We start from the raw sequence: 16,439 nt of genomic DNA, 5'->3' as shown, positions 1-16,439 counted from the left end.
ACGCCGCAGTTTGCAAGGCTGGTCAGCCGGCTTCGCCGATCGCGCTTAGGCGCGAGCTCTAACTGGTTCCGGTGATCCGGCAGCGGTACTCCATGGGCTCACGGCTAGGTCTTCCCAATTTTGCGAACCGGCTCGCTAGGCTGCGATTGGTGCCATCCGGCACGTTGATCTCTCAGGTCTTTCTTCTTCTAGCAACACTGTGGGTGTCGGAGCAGTGCCATACTGCAATAAGTGAGCAACAGAACTTACGACCGCCGAATCTACGCCGCGGAGAGGCGCTTTTATCTTGCGATCGACCGTCGGCAGGTAACCGTCCGGTCCCTGCACACCTTCCCCCTCGTGTGTTGTCGTTCCATTTCGGGCTCTCTGCTACTGTGGAGAATCTCCGGTGGGATCCAAACATTTCGAGAACAAAGCGCGCTGCGAGTGGTGGTCGCTGCACATCGAAGCGTGGCGTCGGAGCGGTCTCGGGATCCGCAAATACTGCCAGCAACAACGTCTGACCGAGAACACGTTGCGGCGTTGGCTGAAGCGGCTGGCCGGCAACGAGACTGCGCTTAAGCTCGAGAAATATCAGACGGAATTGCGCCGCGAGCGCGCCCGGGAAGAGCGAAGAAAGGCGCTCCGAAAGCAGAAGCAGCGCAGGTTCACGGTCACCTCGGATGTGCGCAATCGGGCGTCCCAGGCATTCTGGGCGATGCATGTCGAGGCACTGAACTGGAGCGGAATGGAGCTCCGCGCCTACGCTGCGGCGATGCAGTTGTCGCCGCATTCGCTGCGCAAATGGCGCGACCGACTGGCCACCGGCGAGGTCACGATCGACTGGCGCGCCCATCTTCATCCCTCCGCCCGTCCGGCCGTTAGCACTAGTGCTAGGAACTCACAGCCCGAACGCCGCTTGACGGCTGCCGAAATCGGCGATCCGGCAGCGCCGCCGGCACCGGTTCGACGCTTTCTTCAGCGGCGAGGAAACGCTCGGGATCGCCAGGGAAACCGAGCTACCAGGCGCAAGGTCTCTGCCCTCGCGCGCAAGCACGGCATCGTCACCGGGCTGCTGTTCCGCTGGCGCGCGCAGTTCGGCATCGCGAATAAGAAACGCTCCAAGCTCGCCGTGTCGTGTTGCCCAATCATCAAACAGCTGCAGCGAATGCAGTTCGGACGCAGCTCCGAGCGCTTCGATCCCGACCAGCTTACGCTCGGTCTTGAGGACCTTGACAGCGACATCGGCCGCGTCGAGGAAGCGCAACCAAGGCTCGCTCCGGAAACCAAAGCGCCACCGCGACGTCGCACGCTGCCAGATCACCTGCAGAGAAAAGATGTTCTCCTCGACGTCGACAGCAGACTCTGCAGCTGCTGTGGAGGTACTCTTCATTTGATCGGCGAGAGTGTCAGTGAGATGCTGGATTGGGTCCCGGCGCAGCTTCGCGTCGTGCGCACTACCCCGTCCGAAGTACGCCTGCCGAGCCTGCAACAAGGTCGTGCAAGCCGGCGCGCCGGACTGGTTGATCGCTGGCGGCCTGGCGCCCCCCGCGCTGCTCTCGCACGTGTTGATCAGCAAATACTGCGATCACCTTCCGCTCTATCGGCAGTCGCAGATCTTCCACCGTCATGGTATCGATCTCCGCCGCTCGACGCTGGCGGGCTGGGCTGGTGGTGCATGCTGGTGGCTCGAGGCTTTGCACGAGCGGCTTTGCAAGAACGTGTTCGCCTCCAACCATCTGTTCGCCGATGACACGCCGATCCCAGTACTCGATCCTGGCCGCGGACGAACCAAGACGGGGGCGGCTCTGGATCTATGCCCGCGAGCAACGGCCGCGGAGCGGACCCGAACCTCCGGCAGCCATCTATCTGTTCGCGCCGGACCGCAAAGCCGAACGTCCAGCCGCACGTCTTGCTGCCTTCAAGGGCATCCTGCATGTCGACGGATACGCTGGCTTCGAGCAGCGGGCCGATAAGGAGGGCATCACGCTCGCAGCGTGCTGGAGCTACACGCGACGCAGGTTCTACGACGTGATCTCCACGGTCACGTCGACACTGTTCCCGGTATCGAGGGGCCGTCGAGCACAGTGAATTGCCGGAAGTCTCGATCGGCACGTTCATGAAGAAGTTCAGGTTGCAGACGACGTCGCGCTTGCTCAGGCCGTACCGCGAACCGGAGTGATCGAATGTCCGATGACGAGCCTCAACGTTGGTCGTTGCCAGCTATTCATAAATTTGTAATAGTGGGGTACGGAGGTCCGGAGCGAGGTCCGATGGAGTCCACCCAACTCTCAATTGTCCTGACCAAGCGCGATCGTTTCCTGAAGACGTTGCGCGACGAACTCGCTAAATTTGAAGCGCGAGAGAATGAATTCCTCCGGCAAGATCGCAAGCAGCGCGCCGCCGAGATGGGCCTTCCGCTGAGAGAGGCCGGGTCGGAATAAGCGAGCTAGACTGAAGCAGCTTCGCGCAGAGTGGAACCCAATTTTCGCGAAGGCTCCAGTCTGCAGCCCCCTGACGAGAGGCACTTGCGGCAGACATGTCGGGCGTGGAACGTCCGACGCCCGCTCAGCGTCGCCCCAAGCCCGAAGGAAACACCGCCGTAGGCCGATACGGCACGACCGAGCGTCCGAAATTGGCTCCATACTGCTGCCGTACCGCGGGAATGTTCACGGTGCCGACTTTGAGATCGGATGATCTCGCGTCGATCGGCGTCTGGTTTTCGGCGGGGTTCACGGCGTCCACCTTGCGCCTGAGGCTCTCGTTAATGCAGCCGAACGTGCGAGGCTGTGCCGATGCATCGCCCGCGCAGCGCTCGGGTTTGTCGCCAGACGTCGCCATGCGACCACCCAGCACTGGAGCCGCGGCCGCGTCCCCTGATCCCGGCAACAGCGGACTCGCTGGCGGGCGATCAGGCAGGTCCACCGTCACCGGCGGAAGAAGTTGCGGCTCGGCAGCGATGGAAGGCCCGCTGACGAGGAGCAACATCGCGGCAGGAACGGTTGTCATTGCCGGGATGGGCCATCGGCTCAAGAACAGCATGGGTTGTCACCTGCCCGCGCGCGCCTGCACGACTAGCGTGCTGAGTCTCGCATTGAGGGATGCCAAATCGACACGGCCGACCGTCGCCGGTCCGATGAGACAGCGGCGGCCACAGGCGCCTCCAGCGCGCACAACGCTGCTCGAACCGGCGCTGCCGGGCGCTCCGAAGGTCGCCGTCGGAACCGCGCCGGTCACGGCGAAGCCGCGGGCGGCGAGCTTGGCCCGCACCGCCAGGCAGTAGTTGACCGACAGATAGGAGAACCGCGTCTCGCCATGACCGGCGCGATATTTCATCGTGGCAGTACAGAGATCGCCGCCGGCGAGACGCCAGGCCTGGGCCAGGTAAAGCACACCATAGTGAATGTTGGTCTCGGGCACCGCGAGCTCGGCATTGCTACCGATAAACCCCAGCATCCGCGCCGTAGACGGCATGATCTGCATCAGGCCGATCTCGCCGGAGCCGCCGATCGCGTCGGGGTTGTAGCCGCTCTCCACGGCCATGACCGCCTCGGCAATCTCCGGCGCAAGTGTTGAGTTCCGAACCTCCTTGGTGATCAACGCCCGATAGGTGCCGAGTGCGTCTGACTGACCTGCATTCGAAGACGTGCCGAGGGAAGGAGACGAGGATGATCCTGGCTTTGCGAGTGCAGAAGCCACTGGCGGCCTGGCGACAACGTTCAGCGTTGCTCCAGAGCCAGCATCACTCTCGCGAGTGGCGCGATCCTCCGCAGCCGGCTCCGCGTGCAACGGGACGGCCGAGACGGCCCCCGCCAGTGCAATCGCGACGGCTGCGAGCACACCCCTGCGGCGGTCGCACGGTATGGCCGCGTTTGGCCTACCAGGATCGATGCTCACGCTGTCCCCCATGCGCGCGCTACTGCACCGGACGAGCCGGACCCGCATCAGCGATGTGGCCGTTTGCGGACGCGGTCGTCGTCGCCATCTGGGCATCGTCGGCCTGCTTCGGCTTGGCAAGGGCTGAGATCTCCTCACGGAGGAAAGACACCAGCTGCTGCACGAGCTGATCCCAGATCTCGATCTGTCCGCGTACATGGTCCGGCGAAACGCCGCCCGCCAGGGAGATGTCCAGCGACAAAGCCAGGAAGGGCGGGCTGAATTGCAGGCGCGCAAAGCGGCGCGTCGCGTTCCAGCGATTGACGAGATCGAGCGGCATCTCACCCTGCACATGCAGGACCGCAATCAGCGCGACATCGACGAAGACCTGCTCGTCGCCGGGCACCATATTGCCGGGACGAATGTCGAATGCGATCCCGTTGGTCGCGGACCGCAGATAGGACACGTTCGCGGCGGGATCGGTCAGTGTTTCGACGCGGTAGCCCGCGTGCTGGAACTGCTCGCGCAGCTGATCGAGGGGCAGCCTGTCGATGATGGTGTCGGACATCAGAAGCTCCGGCGAAGAAACGAGAGGACGGCCGGCGTGCCGGCAGCGCGAGCAGACATAGCGGCGCTATCTCGCCGCCGAGACCTGCTCGCTGAGCAGATTGGACAGCGCGAGCTCGTTGATGACAGGCGGATGCTGCTTCACGAGTTCGGCGAGATAGGCGCGCCGCAGCGCGCTCGCGCGCTCGTTGCGGATCTGCTGCACGAGCGCATCACGGACCTCGGGCAAAGTCCGCGTGTAGGACGCCTTGGTGTCCACCAGCTTGAGGATGTGCCAGCCATCGTCGAGCTTGATCGGCTCCGACACGGCGCCCTTGGCGAGCTCCATCACGCTGGTGCGGATCTCCGGCCGGATCTGGCTCTCGACGATCCAGCCCAAATCGCCGCCATTCTTGACCTCGCTGGCGTCGTTGGCGAGGGCCGCGAAATCGGCGCCCGGCGCATTCAGCTTACGCTGAATGTCCTCGATCGTCTTCTTGCTCTTGTCCTCGGCCGCCTTGTCGGAATCCTTTGTCAGCGGCACGAAGATCTGCGCCAGCTGGAACTGGCGCGGCATCAGCAGGGCGGCACGGTTGGCATCATAGACCTTCTGCAGCTCGTCCTCGCTGGGAAAGCCGGCGGGAGGTGTCGACACCGATTGCAGATACAGCTCCACCACGGCGTTCTCGCGCACGCGGTCAAGCTGTTCGGCGATGTTCGGCTGCTGATCCCACTTCTTGGCGACGACCTCCTGCAGCACAATCCGATTGGCCAGCATCATGCGAACGGCCTGGCTGAGCAGGCCCGGATCCTGTCCGAACGCAGCGCGTTCGCGCGGCCCGAGCGCGGCGACATAGCCGCGGATCTCGTCAGCGGAGACGTTGGTGCCACCCACGCGCGCGATGACGTCATCGCCTCCCGTGCCCTTGCCGGATGCGACGCTCTGCACCGGCGTCGAGGCCGGAGGTTGCGCGGCCGTGGCCGCCACCGGTGCTGACGGCTTCGGCTTGACGGCCGGCGCAGCAGGACGCGGTGGGGCGGTCTGCGCCGAAGCCACCAAGGGGGCGCAGGCCAGCGCCGCGGCGAGCATGGAAACCTGGAACGATCGCAGCCGGACTGCGCTGCCGAACGATGAAGAGCTCATGGTGCTGCCTTCTGGTCGAGGATCTTGTCTTGGAGATCTTGGATCGCGTTCTGGATTTCGACCCGCCGAAAGCGGAGGACGGGCTCACGCGCCACGATTGTGTCGCCGATGGTGACACTTTGATAACGCTGCAGCAGATCCTGGCCGTGCTTGATCAGTTGCGTGTTCTTGGCAACACAGCTGTCGGTCGATGCCTTGTACGCTTTGGCGTCAGCCTCGAACTTGGCGCGCGCCGCGTCGCGATCGCGGGCGACGCTGGCCGCCTCCTCATAGGCGGCCTTCCATTTGTCCAGGGTCTCGTCGCGCTCCGCGAGGCGGCGGTTGAACTCCTCCGTCATCTCGCGCTCGCGCTTCTCGACCCTGCGGGTCTCGGCCTTCGCAGCCTCGATCTGGACCTTGGCGGCGGCCTTCTCCTTGTCGGCGTCGGCAAGCTTCGCCTGCAGCGCGGCGCGCTGGTCCTCCAACTGGCGCGTCTGCATGGTGGCCGCGCGCAACGCCTCGCGCAGCTTGTCGGCGTCGCTGTCGGCGGCGTATGCGAGGCTCACCTGCATGCAGGCGATAGCTGCGATGCTGTGGACGATCCAACGTTTGCGCATGGGTCAGAACTTCGCGTTAAGGTCGACGAGCAGCACGTCGACCGCGTAGGGCGCGCCCCCGATGCTATTGGCACTCATCCAGCGCAGCGAGGCCCAGACATTCGGGCTGAGACCGTAGCTGCCGCCGAGGAAATAGCCCTTGAGATTGGTGCCACCGAGACCAAAATCGGAATCGACGAACGCATCGAGCGTGGCGTCGGACTCCAAATATTTGTAGCCGGCGTGGACATTCCAGTCGCCGAGCTGCTTGATCTCCTTGTTGCCGACCGTGACACGTGTCATCCAGCCTTTATCACCGCCATTGAACGGGCCGATGGTCTGTCCGTTCGACGTGGCTGCGCGATTGTTTAGCGCCATGCCGGGCGCCGTGATGCCGGTGCTTGCGGCGAGGCCGGTGCCGGCGGCAGTGAGCGCCCGATTAAAGGCCGTATTCCAGACGAACTCGCCATCGATCACGATGTGATAGGGATGAAAGTCGCCGAGATCGACCGATACGCTCACCGTCAGCGGCCGGTATTTCTGCAGCAGACCGAAATATTGATAGAGACCCGTCGTGCCGTAATTGTTCCAGGAGCCCACCTGGAAGTTGCGCAGCAAAGTGTAGGTGTTTCCCTTTTGGGCGAACAATGGCCGCGTCTGGTCCGTGTTGCAGACATCCGAGCTCGACTGAACGTAGCAAGGCTCGGAAGGCTGGCCCTGCACGTTCTCGAAATCGTAGAATGCAGCGGCGACCCGGAATTCGTGCAGTGGATCAAAACGCGACGCAAAGCCGCCCTGCGCGCCGAACAGCCACTTGTCGTGACTTGCAAACTTGGAGTCCAGCTGCGTCAGATTGGTACCAGCGTTGAAGTCGGTGTTGAAGATCGGAAAGGCGCCGATCACGCCGAACGGCGTGAAGCTCTCGGACACGCGATATTTGCCCTGTAGCGCAAAGCCGTCGAAACCGAGATCGCGATGCCAGACGAGATCGGTCGGCGACCAGAACGGATTATCGAAACGTCCGACCGATGCAACCAGGTCCCGGTCCCATGCCTGATAGGTCAGGTAACCCCGATCGAGCCACAGCCCGAACTTGGAAAAATTCGAACCACCGCCGCCCATTGTCTGGTTCGTCGAAACCGGAGAATTCGACTCTCCCGTGGCAATGCGGAGTCCAGCATAGAAGCCGCTAGTGAGATCCGCCTCCATTCCGAGGCGCGCGCGAAGCTTGACCTGGTTGCGGTTCTTGGAGGCGTTGTAAGTCGGCAGATTGTAGGCACTCGCCATGTCGTACGGAGAGCCTGTGTTCACGGTGTTGAAGTTGAACGCATCGAGCTGATCATTCCCGGTCGGGAAGAAGCTGCCCTGGTAGCGGGCACGAATATCCCCGTAGAAGCGGATGCGCTGCGCCCATTCCGGGTATTTGCCCGGAGACGCCCAGTTCTCGTGCTCGGCCTTCGCCATCACCTCGCGCTTGATGTCCTCACGCAGCTGCCGCTTGACGACTTCCGGCACGTAGGTGACGTGCCGCGTCCCGTGCGGCTCGGTCGCCGCCGCCGCGGCATTGGCAGCCTTGGCGGCTTCCTCGGCTCTGGTCGACGCGTTCTTCGCCGCCTGGCGCGCGATGTAGGCTTCGTCGTCGGCCTGCTTGATCAGCCCCGCCGCCTGGTCCTCGGTGAGGACGCCCTGCTTGACGAGAAGATGAACAAGATTGATCGTGGCGTTCGGCGAGGTCGGCTTGGCATCCGACAATTTCGGTCTGCTCGAGCCCGGCTTCTTTTCGGATGCTGCGGCCTGATCGGAAGTCTGGCCAAATGCCGGGGCGGCACTACCGGCCACCGCGAGCGAGGCGGCAATCAGAAGCGCACATCGGCGTGCATTTGGAAAAGTCTCGAACATCGTCCCCAGTCCTTTTAGTTCGTCGTGTCTGTCGAGAAATCAGCTCGGCCGGCTCGCCGTGACGCGCGTCACGATCGGCATCGGCATGTCCTTTGGCGGCGGTTGGCGCAGCATCAGACTGCCGAGAACGTCGTCGCGCAGCGCCTGGTCGAGCGCTGCGTCCCCCGTCGATGAGAGCAGCTGCACGCGGCTGACGCGCCCGGAGCTGTCGGCCCAGAGGCTGATCTGCACTTTGATGACCGCCTTCTTGGTCTTGTCGTTGGCGCGCAGTGCCGCCTCGATCTGCTGCTGAATGATCGAGGCGTACCATCCCCAGCGGCTCCCGCCGCCGCCTCCGCCGCCGCCATAGGGCCTGCCGCCGAGACCGAACAGATCGCCGGGGCCGGTCGCCTTGGCATCGAGCGACAGCGGGCCCGGCGGCTGATCGTCCTTGGCGTCCTTGACCGGCTTGTCCTGCGGCTTGTCGAGCGGCTTGTCCTCTTTGAATTCCGGCTCCGCCATCTTCTGCTGCTCGATCATCTTCTGCTCGACCGGCGGTGCCACCTTCGGGGGCGGAGGCGGTGGAGGCGGCGGCGTGATGTTGAGCAGCGTGATCTCGTGAACCTGACGCGGCGGAGGCGGCTGATCGCGCTGGGCGAGAACCCAATAGGCGACACCGCCCAACGGCAATGCGATCGCCATGATCTTTGCGGTCAGACTCAGCGACGAGCGCAACCGGCTTGGTTGGGCACCGGCTCGCGCCGGCTCGGCCGCTGCTTGACAGCCGCTCTCGAGCTTGCTCACGACAAGCTCCCGCCCGGCCTGGGCTCACCATGACGCTCGGCCATGTACTGCAGCACGAACTTCACCAGCGTTGTGAAATCCGGCGTTTCGAACGTGATCTTCGAATCCGGCGCGGCGGCGATCTTCAGGAGGAACGCCTCGGGCTGGTGCCGAAGCTCGACATAGGCGTCGCGATCGATCGACAATCGCGGCCGCGGACCGTGCGACATGGTCATCAGAAACGGGTCGCTCTCATCCTCTCCACTGACGTAGAGGCCGCGCAGTGTCGGCACCAGGCTGGCGAGCAGCGCTTCGCTCCGGACCGGAAACGGCAGCACAGCAGCAGACTCGTCGCATTCACTCAGCGCCGTCTCCCCTTCAGGCCGCGCTGGCAGCAATTGCATCCGCCGCCGCAGGATGAGCTCACGCATCTGCACGAGCACGCCAGCTTCAGGGCGATGCGAACCAGGCGGATGATCCGGGGGCCGTTTGCGCATGATCTGGTCCACCTCGATCACTTCACCAACGGCTTGGTCGCAAGCCCGACCTGGGTCAGGCCGATGCGGCCCAGCAGGTCGAGCACGTCCATCACGCTCTGATATTGCGCCTGCGCATCACCGCGCAGCACCACCGGAAATTCCGGCGTCAATGCCTTCTGCTGGATCAGGCGCTGCTCGAGCTCCGGCAAGGTCACCGGAATGGTGTCGAGGAAGATCTTGCCGTCGTTGGCCACGGTGATCGCCTTGGTCGTCTGCGTCGCGAGGCTCGGCGCCGCCGACGCTTTCGGCAGATTGACCTTCTGCCCCTGCACCGTCGCCGTCGTCATGATGATGAAGATGACGAGCAGCACGTAGGCGAGGTCCAACATCGGCGTGATGTTGATGTCGTCATAGGGCTTGGAGTCGGTATTGATCTGCATGGCGCTACTCCGCTGCCATGCGGCGCTCGACCGGATCCGGCTGATCCGCGGAATGAAGCTCCGCGAGCCGCGTCACCAATTCGTCGACGAACACCTGGATGTCGCCGGTGAGATCCTTGATCCGTGAGATGAGGTAGTTGTAGCCGAACAAGGCCGGGATCGCGACGCCGAGCCCCGCGACGGTGGCGACCAGCGCCGCGGCAATGCCGGGCGCGATGGCGTTGACGTTGACGTCACCGCTCGCCGCAATCGCAGCGAAGGTGATCATGACACCAACGACCGTTCCGAGCAGACCGAGGAACGGTCCTCCCGAGATCGCGATCGTCAACATCACCATGAGCCGGTTCAGGCGCTGGATCTCCCTGACGACGCCGCCGTCGAGAGCAGCACGGATCGCGGCCATCGACGTGGCGGAAAGGTAAGGCTGGGCGTTTCGGGCCGAACGTCGCTGGATCTCGTCGGCTGCAATGCGATAGATGCGATAGAGCGACGATGACCGCAGCACGATCGTATCGCGCTTGCCGATGCCGCCCGCGAGCGACGCGACGGCCTCGGCATCACCACTGCCGAAGATGGTGAGGTCGAACTTCGGATCGCGATAGACCTTCAGGAAGCGCGCATTGGCCTTCGCCTGACGCCTCAAGTAAGAGGCGCGATCGAACATAACCATCCAGCTGATCGCGGCCATGACCAGCAGGATTCCGATCACCACCCATCCGTCGAGCGTGACCGACTTCAGAATGACCGCGAAATAGCCGGACAGCCAGCTTGCCGTCTCCTCGTCGACGCTGAACGTGACGAGCTTGCCTTGATCCAGCCCCTGACCGATCGCAGCGATGCGGATGAAACCTGCCGGTCGCGCGACCTTGCTGATCTGGATCTCGTCGACGTCGCCGACGAATCCCGCAAACGTCGGGCTCGCCGCGACGGTAGCATCATTGGTACTTTCCGGCACACCATTCGCATCCGCCGAGGCCGCATCACCGGGTGCCGCAGCGGAAGCCGGTTGAGCGGCAGCCTGGCTGGCCGTCGCGGCATCGCCGCCACCGATCTGCGCGGTGGTGTCGAGCTCTGGCAGACTCGCATCAAGCGCTGCGTAGGCATTGCCGTCGAGATAGAGCGATATCCTGCCGCTGGCTGCAACGACGGCCAGATGATGCCAGCTCGCCGGAGCGATCGCCGCACCTGCCGAAGTCCGCTGCGCGGAGCCGGCATTGGTCATCTCTACGAATGGCGCGCCATTGTCGAGGCCGATCACGATGCCGCTGCCGCCGTTGCGGCGGCTGAACAGCGCTGCATTGGGCTGCAGCGTCGCCGGCTTGATCCACAGCGAGAACGTCCAGCCGGCATCGGCGGCCGTCGCCAGCGACGATGATGACGGCAGCATGAGAGGCGTGCGCCCGTCCAGCCGAAGGCCCGTCCCGATCAGGGAGCCCTCCGCCGGTTGTCCGACGCTTTGCGCGTTGTTGCCCCAGACCGTGGAGTCCAACGCAGGCGTGCCCCGCTCCGCCAGATGGTACACGAGGGCAAAATCGGGATCGTAGCTGCCCTTGGCATCCGCAGTAGGCACAGCTTTTTTGTTGCCGTAGTAGAGCCAGATCTCCGTCTTGGCGCCCGACGGCAGGCTCGGCACCGAGACCCAGACCAGCGCTTCGCCCAGGAGCGCGTCATATTTTTCGATGTGGTGCTTCAGCGGGGTCTTGTCGTCGCCGGCGACGAAACGGAGATCGCTGCCGTCGTCCTTGGTAGCGCTGAACCGGAAGTTGCCGGGATGCAGCCTCACCAGGACAGGCGTCGTGCCGATCGGATCGGTGATGTTGGCGCCGGCAGCACTCGCATCGATGCCGATCTTCTTGCGCAGCTGCCACTCGTCGTTCCACCAGGCACTTGCCGGCGACGACAGAATCGCCAATGCGGCGACCACACCGAACAGCCTCGCGGCGACGCGCTTCGCAACTCTCCCACAGCAGCTCGCTCGCCTGTCCTCGCGTTCCATGATCATCAGAATTCGCCCCAGAGCCGGACATTGAGGCGCGGATTGCCCGCGCGGGTATAGGTTTGGTTGGTCATCGGGACCGACAGCGCGAACACACCATTGAATGCGTTGAACATCTTGAAGCGGGTGCCGACGCCATAGCTCCAGAGGTCCGTTTGCGACGTCTGATCCGGCAGCGTGCGCTGGGTGTGAACCAGACCGGCATCGGCAAACAGGAACAACCGCGTCTCGTTGAAGGTGGTAAAGCGCGGCGCGCCCTGCCCGGTCTCGTCCTTCATCTGCTTCTGCAGCATCGCGCCGATGTCGGGGCTGCGCAGTTCGATATTGCCGATGATGCCGTCGTCGCCCAGTGCTTCCGATTCCAGATAGCCGCGCACGGTGTCGAGGCCGCCGGCGCTGATCTGCTCGCTCGAGACCAGTGGCCCATCCGCCTTCTGTCCCTGCAGCCTGCCCCAAAGCAGATAGCCTTCGGGCAGCTCCTGGGTGTGCGAAACGTCGACGTTCACATGCGTGAAGCTCGCGGACGCCGCATAGCGCTTGTTGTCGAACGCGACATGATCGCTCGACAGCGGCCGCAGATTGGACGTCAGCGATGCGTTGAACTGCGTCGTAAACTTCTCGCCCTGGAAGGTTGCCGTATAGCTGGCCACGGCAGGGAAATACGTGACCGGGGACGCGAAACCGCCGCCGTTCAGGGAGACGAGCTGGAAGAAATGCTTGTAGTCGACGCCGGCCGACAGCGTCTGCGTGAACCCATCGCGGCCCGGCAGCGTCATGACCGCGCGCGTACCCACGATCTGGCCGGGGCCAACGATGTTAGTGCCGCCGACCGTGGCGACGTCGCTGTTCGACTTCACGGCGTAAGCCAGCAACGCCAGCCAATCGACCGGTAGGCGCGCCAGATAGGAGGCAGAAAACACTTCCGTGTCCTTCGGACGCTGCGGCGCGACCTGATAGCTGAGCGTCAGGGAGTGCCCGAGCTGCCAGAGATTGTCGTAGTGAACCGTGGCGATCGCTCTGGTCGCGGTCGTATCGCCGGAACGACGGTTGTTGACTTCGAGGCTGCCGTGAATCGGCGCCTTGTCCTCGACGGTGAGGTCAACATCGACAGTTCCAGGCGCAACGCCGGCGCGCAGTGCCGGCGTCACCCGGCGATCCGGCCATTGGTTGAGCGCGTAGATATCCTTGGTGAGGTCGTTGAAGTTCGGGACGGTGCCCTCCTTGAGCGAAGGCGCCCCGTCCTTGATCTTGTCAGTATCGAAGTAGCGCGAGTTCTTGACGCGGAGCCGGCCGACCTTGAGCTCTCTCACCTTGAGAATGACGACCTTGTTCGACGGATTCTGGGGTGGGACCTCGACCGAGACGGTCTGAAACCCCTTGTCGTGATAGGCCTTCTCCAGCGCCGCGCGCGCCTTCTCGACATCGTCTGCCGTCTTGTTCGGACCAAGGAAAGGATAGATAGCCTCTTCGAGGTCGACCTGTGCCAGCTTCTCGGCGCCTTGGACGGCGAAATCATCGATATCGAAGCGCTGCAGCGGACCAGCCGCCGGCTTGGCCAGGGCTGCGCCAGTCGGCGGCTGCTGTGCTGCCGCAGCCTCGGCCCGAACCGGCGCGACGCTGCCGCCTGCAAAAGCTGCCACCGACAGAAGCATGGCCACCGAGCCGATCCATGCCGGCCGCGAAGGCGAGCGCCTGCCACGCTCGTAACCAATTCTGACCCGCACGGACTTCCGCTCACCTTCGGGCACGCCCATGACGCCACGGCAGGAAGCCGCGAGCATGGTGCCTCAGCAGGAAAGACGACCGGCCCCTCAAGAGACTGAATCGGAATTTTAACGAATGCCGAGTTCGACCGAGCCGATTCGCAGACTATCAATCCGTTCGCAGAACGACCGCGATGAGCCGCCGGGCAAGCGCCTCCGGCGTAGTCTGTGCGTTTCATTTGTAGTTCTGAAGCTACGGCGATCCAGCGCCGTCACGCTCCGTGAGGAGACATCAGCTCAGCAGAACGAGACCGCCCGGCAGCGAGCGTGCCTTGGCTCCGAACAGGTTCTCGGCCTGGCTGATGAAATCATCCAGGCGGTCGAGATGAAACGTCCCGGAAATCATGCGCCGCCCGAGTTGCTCGTCCAGGACCACGATCTTGCCTGGGCGATAGCGGTTGATCTCGGTGACCAGGCGACTGACCGGCCAATCGCGCACGATCAGAAGGCCATTCTGCCAGGCCTTGGCCGTGTCGAGATCCAGCCGCGAGGTCGAGCCAAGCCCTTTGTCGCCCGAGTAGGAAATCTGCTGAGCTTTGACGAGCTTGACGACACGGCCCTTGCACGCAACATCGACGCTGCCGTCGAGACACGAGACGGTCACGAGACCATCGAGGCACTTCAGGTTGAAGTCGGCCTGCGACGCCGTAATCTGACCGCCTGCAGCATCGATGACGACCGGGTCCCGTGCGGTCGATCCGCACTGCACCGCGGCCTCTCCCGAAATGAGTTCGAACCGCCGTGGCCCATCCGCGGGTCGCAAGGCGATGCTGGTCTGGGTGTTGAGCACCAGGGAGGCGTCACTCGCCAGCGCAACGCTGCGCCGCTCGCCCTTGGCAGTCCGCATGTCGGCGGACAGTTCCTGCAGCGACGGCCAGAGATCCAGCGGCGGACGGAGCGCCAGATAGCCGCCGGCCACTGAAGCTGCAGCCGCAATCGCTCCGCCGATCAGCGCGCGGCGGCCGAGACCAGCGCGAGGCATCGGCTCCGGGAGCGAAGCTGCTTTGACGAACGCAGCATCGCCAGCGAGCTTGCGGGTGGCGTCGCCAAAGCCGCGCCATAGCGTGACCGCCTGCCGAAACGCGGCTTCGTGCTCAGGGCTTCGCTGTCGCCACGACGTCAACGCAGTAGCATCGTCCGAGGTTGCCTCCCCGGAATGAAGACGGATCACCCATGCCAAAGCCTGACGAAGGGTCTGATCCATGTCCGACTGGCTGTCGTCGCCTGCGATCAAGATGAGGCTCGCTCGTTTCGGCGGCCGAGGGACGGTTCCCTCATGGCAACGCTCTGCGGTCATCTGATAGACGATTCGTATAGCGCTGGACCGAAAGGGAAAATCGAATACTTCGCACGCGTCAATCTCGATATCGGCGGAGCCGCAGTTCTATCCGGGCGCTGGTGCACCGCTGAATAGCGTACAAAGCCGGAATGCAGCAAGCTCCCTTCTCGCTGGATCGCGCCGCGCTAGCTGCGATTGCTGGATTGAGAGACGGCGCGAGGACCGAATCGGCGGACCACCTTGCGCCCGAGCCGGCGGCCGAGATGCTCCATGGCATGCTGCAGATCGAATTCGACGGTGCGTACGTTGATGCTGAAACGCTGGGCGATCTCACGATGCGGCATCAACTCGAGGTGAGCACAGATGAAGACGTCGCGCTTTCGCGGCGGCAACTCCGCAAGCGCCTTTTCGAATTGTTCGAGTTCGAAGCGAGCCTCGACCTCGGCTGCAGGTCCCGGCCGCTCGTCGGGCAGAGCCATGATCGCTTCGATTTCCGAGGCGTTCAGCAGCCGGCGCTCGCTCTTGCGGTGATCCTTTGCCAAATTGAGCGCCATCCGGAACAGATAGTCGACGGGACTGCGAACGGGGATGGCATCGGAGACGCGATCCGCCCGTACGAAGGCTTCGTGAAGCGCCTCGCGCGCGACATCCGGCGAGCCGAGGCAGCGCGTCAGGCGGCGGGCCAGACTTTCATAGTCCGCCGCGAGCACATCGCGCAGCGATTTGCTGTTCGAGTAGGACACCAACGCAGCCCCGTGACGCCGCCCGCATTTGCAGGCGGTTCTCAACCCCACTGTTGTACCTATCGGCGGAGAATGACAGTGACGTGACGACCAGAGATGGCGACGCCGTTGACCAACTACTGTGGCAGATCGAACGCGATCGTGTAGTCCAGGCTGAGCTGCCCGGGCAATTCCACCGGAATGCTCGGCAGCGGCTGCGCCCTCCTCACGGTGTCGACGGCGGCGGCATCGAGAGAGGCGAAGCCGGAACTCGACGCGATCCGGACGTTCGTGACCGTGCCGTCACGCCGCAGCGTGAGCACGAGACCGACCTGGCCCTGGATGCGCTCGCGCTGGGCACGTTCAGGATAATATTGAAAGCGGGCGATGTGCGACTTGACCGTGCGAACGAAGGTCATCGTCTTTTGGTCAGGCTTGGTCTGCTGGGCGGCCAGCGGCGAGCCAGGAACAGGCGCGTCCCAGGCCGGCGCGGCCGGCAGATGCGACAACACCAGGCCCGAAGCTGTTGAATCCCGGGTCGTCACGCTCTCGGACCCCGCCACGACTGCAGCAGCGACGACTTTCGGATCCTGAGCCGGAGCGCTGGCCGGAGACAAGGCCGGCGCGGTCGGTGTAACGGCCGGCCGCGCGGCATCAGCCGCCGGCGACGCGACGAGCCGCACCTGCATCACGTTGTCACTCGAGTGCATTCCGGTGCCGGTCGGCGTGTGACGCAGCCAATACACGCCGACGGCCAGAAGGGCTGGCACGGTCATCGCAACGGCTGCGAGCGAGCGCAGACCGATTGCCGGGGCCGCCGCACGCCAGTCGTGATGCTGCGACTCCTCATCAAGGTGCTTGGACCACCACGCGCTCTGCGCCATCGAATTCAATCCATTCAAGCACGCATGCCGAAATCATGAACCGGCCGGCTGGGGGACGCCGAGCGCCACATGATCTTTCCCGCAGACATCTTCCC

At 63.8% G+C, this 16,439-nt stretch carries 15 protein-coding genes and 3 pseudogenes; 3 read left to right on the top strand and 15 right to left on the bottom strand.

The window, feature by feature from the left end; all coding sequences use genetic code 11:
- Positions 1 to 388: 388 nt before the first annotated feature.
- Positions 389 to 502 (top strand): annotated as a pseudogene (tnpA, locus tag QW863_RS36040) (IS66 family insertion sequence element accessory protein TnpA); the annotation flags it as partial.
- A 627-nt stretch (positions 503 to 1,129) separates the two neighbouring features.
- A pseudogene (tnpC, locus tag QW863_RS28665) lies at positions 1,130 to 2,013 on the top strand (IS66 family transposase); the annotation flags it as partial.
- 25 nt (positions 2,014 to 2,038) lie between these two features.
- On the opposite strand, the pseudogene QW863_RS28660 reads toward tnpC, so the two are convergent.
- Positions 2,039 to 2,148 (bottom strand): annotated as a pseudogene (locus QW863_RS28660) (DUF1989 domain-containing protein); the annotation flags it as partial.
- Between the two features lie 104 nt (positions 2,149 to 2,252).
- Between QW863_RS28660 and QW863_RS28655 the strand changes: the two are divergent.
- The gene (locus tag QW863_RS28655) at positions 2,253 to 2,423 is read left to right on the top strand and encodes a hypothetical protein (protein WP_315718492.1); all 171 of its coding nucleotides are present in this window, start codon (positions 2,253 to 2,255) and stop codon (positions 2,421 to 2,423) included.
- A 124-nt stretch (positions 2,424 to 2,547) separates the two neighbouring features.
- Here the strand turns inward: QW863_RS28655 and QW863_RS28650 are convergent, their stop codons facing one another.
- From QW863_RS28650 to QW863_RS28585, 14 genes are all read right to left on the bottom strand, one after another.
- The gene (locus QW863_RS28650) at positions 2,548 to 3,021 is read right to left on the bottom strand and encodes a hypothetical protein (protein ID WP_315769415.1); all 474 of its coding nucleotides are present in this window, start codon (positions 3,019 to 3,021) and stop codon (positions 2,548 to 2,550) included.
- A gap of 6 nt (positions 3,022 to 3,027) precedes the next feature.
- Entirely contained in the window at positions 3,028 to 3,888 is an 861-nt protein-coding gene (locus QW863_RS28645) for a lytic transglycosylase domain-containing protein (RefSeq protein WP_409977979.1), read from the bottom strand.
- Positions 3,889 to 3,895: 7 nt separating this feature from the next.
- Positions 3,896 to 4,423, bottom strand: a complete 528-nt coding sequence (locus QW863_RS28640) for a YbjN domain-containing protein (RefSeq protein ID WP_315769413.1) — start codon at positions 4,421 to 4,423, stop codon at positions 3,896 to 3,898.
- Between the two features lie 66 nt (positions 4,424 to 4,489).
- Positions 4,490 to 5,545: a peptidylprolyl isomerase gene (locus QW863_RS28635; protein WP_315769412.1), complete on the bottom strand. Its 1,056-nt coding sequence runs from the start codon at positions 5,543 to 5,545 to the stop codon at positions 4,490 to 4,492.
- Positions 5,542 to 6,141: a hypothetical protein gene (locus tag QW863_RS28630; protein ID WP_315718488.1), complete on the bottom strand. Its 600-nt coding sequence runs from the start codon at positions 6,139 to 6,141 to the stop codon at positions 5,542 to 5,544. Before QW863_RS28630 ends, QW863_RS28635 begins: the two co-directional genes overlap by 4 nt.
- 3 nt (positions 6,142 to 6,144) lie before the next feature.
- Positions 6,145 to 8,019 carry a putative porin gene (locus tag QW863_RS28625; protein WP_315769411.1) on the bottom strand — a complete coding sequence of 625 codons (1,875 nt, stop codon included), beginning with the start codon at positions 8,017 to 8,019 and terminating at the stop codon, positions 6,145 to 6,147.
- A 39-nt stretch (positions 8,020 to 8,058) separates the two neighbouring features.
- Positions 8,059 to 8,802 (bottom strand): TonB C-terminal domain-containing protein, encoded by a 744-nt coding sequence (locus QW863_RS28620; RefSeq protein ID WP_315769409.1) that lies wholly within the window; start codon positions 8,800 to 8,802, stop codon positions 8,059 to 8,061.
- A complete protein-coding gene (locus QW863_RS28615; RefSeq protein WP_315769407.1) occupies positions 8,799 to 9,278 on the bottom strand; it encodes a hypothetical protein in 480 nt (159 codons plus the stop codon). The genes QW863_RS28620 and QW863_RS28615 overlap by 4 nt, the downstream gene beginning before the upstream one ends.
- A gap of 17 nt (positions 9,279 to 9,295) precedes the next feature.
- Positions 9,296 to 9,700, bottom strand: a complete 405-nt coding sequence (locus tag QW863_RS28610) for a biopolymer transporter ExbD (RefSeq protein WP_315718484.1) — start codon at positions 9,698 to 9,700, stop codon at positions 9,296 to 9,298.
- Positions 9,701 to 9,704: 4 nt separating this feature from the next.
- Positions 9,705 to 11,702, bottom strand: coding sequence for a MotA/TolQ/ExbB proton channel family protein (locus tag QW863_RS28605; RefSeq protein WP_315769405.1), 1,998 nt, complete (start codon positions 11,700 to 11,702; stop codon positions 9,705 to 9,707).
- Positions 11,702 to 13,348: a ShlB/FhaC/HecB family hemolysin secretion/activation protein gene (locus QW863_RS28600; RefSeq protein ID WP_315718495.1), complete on the bottom strand. Its 1,647-nt coding sequence runs from the start codon at positions 13,346 to 13,348 to the stop codon at positions 11,702 to 11,704. Before QW863_RS28600 ends, QW863_RS28605 begins: the two co-directional genes overlap by 1 nt.
- Positions 13,349 to 13,691: 343 nt before the next feature.
- A complete protein-coding gene (locus QW863_RS28595; protein ID WP_315769458.1) occupies positions 13,692 to 14,663 on the bottom strand; it encodes a FecR family protein in 972 nt (323 codons plus the stop codon).
- 260 nt (positions 14,664 to 14,923) lie between these two features.
- A complete protein-coding gene (locus QW863_RS28590) occupies positions 14,924 to 15,481 on the bottom strand; it encodes an RNA polymerase sigma factor (RefSeq protein ID WP_315718482.1) in 558 nt (185 codons plus the stop codon).
- A 116-nt stretch (positions 15,482 to 15,597) separates the two neighbouring features.
- Positions 15,598 to 16,344 (bottom strand): energy transducer TonB, encoded by a 747-nt coding sequence (locus QW863_RS28585; protein WP_315769403.1) that lies wholly within the window; start codon positions 16,342 to 16,344, stop codon positions 15,598 to 15,600.
- Between the last annotated feature and the right edge of the window lie 95 nt (positions 16,345 to 16,439).

It is taken from the genome of Bradyrhizobium sp. SZCCHNR1017 (assembly GCF_032381375.1).
Taxonomy (GTDB): domain Bacteria; phylum Pseudomonadota; class Alphaproteobacteria; order Rhizobiales; family Xanthobacteraceae; genus Bradyrhizobium.
The sequence above is the reverse complement of the archived record's forward strand: the minus strand, read 5'-3'. Positions and strand labels throughout refer to the sequence as shown.

Excerpts from the sequence above, each read along its gene's own strand:
- QW863_RS28655 (WP_315718492.1), top strand. The coding sequence starts at position 2,253 with ATGGAGTCCACCCAACTCTCAATTGTCCTGACCAAGCGCGATCGTTTC.
- QW863_RS28650 (WP_315769415.1), bottom strand. The coding sequence starts at position 3,021 with ATGCTGTTCTTGAGCCGATGGCCCATCCCGGCAATGACAACCGTTCCT.
- QW863_RS28645 (WP_409977979.1), bottom strand. The coding sequence starts at position 3,888 with ATGGGGGACAGCGTGAGCATCGATCCTGGTAGGCCAAACGCGGCCATA.
- QW863_RS28640 (WP_315769413.1), bottom strand. The coding sequence starts at position 4,423 with ATGTCCGACACCATCATCGACAGGCTGCCCCTCGATCAGCTGCGCGAG.
- QW863_RS28635 (WP_315769412.1), bottom strand. The coding sequence starts at position 5,545 with ATGAGCTCTTCATCGTTCGGCAGCGCAGTCCGGCTGCGATCGTTCCAG.
- QW863_RS28630 (WP_315718488.1), bottom strand. The coding sequence starts at position 6,141 with ATGCGCAAACGTTGGATCGTCCACAGCATCGCAGCTATCGCCTGCATG.
- QW863_RS28625 (WP_315769411.1), bottom strand. The coding sequence starts at position 8,019 with ATGTTCGAGACTTTTCCAAATGCACGCCGATGTGCGCTTCTGATTGCC.
- QW863_RS28615 (WP_315769407.1), bottom strand. The coding sequence starts at position 9,278 with ATGCGCAAACGGCCCCCGGATCATCCGCCTGGTTCGCATCGCCCTGAA.
- QW863_RS28610 (WP_315718484.1), bottom strand. The coding sequence starts at position 9,700 with ATGCAGATCAATACCGACTCCAAGCCCTATGACGACATCAACATCACG.
- QW863_RS28605 (WP_315769405.1), bottom strand. The coding sequence starts at position 11,702 with ATGATCATGGAACGCGAGGACAGGCGAGCGAGCTGCTGTGGGAGAGTT.
- QW863_RS28600 (WP_315718495.1), bottom strand. The coding sequence starts at position 13,348 with ATGCTTCTGTCGGTGGCAGCTTTTGCAGGCGGCAGCGTCGCGCCGGTT.
- QW863_RS28595 (WP_315769458.1), bottom strand. The coding sequence starts at position 14,663 with ATGGATCAGACCCTTCGTCAGGCTTTGGCATGGGTGATCCGTCTTCAT.
- QW863_RS28585 (WP_315769403.1), bottom strand. The coding sequence starts at position 16,344 with ATGGCGCAGAGCGCGTGGTGGTCCAAGCACCTTGATGAGGAGTCGCAG.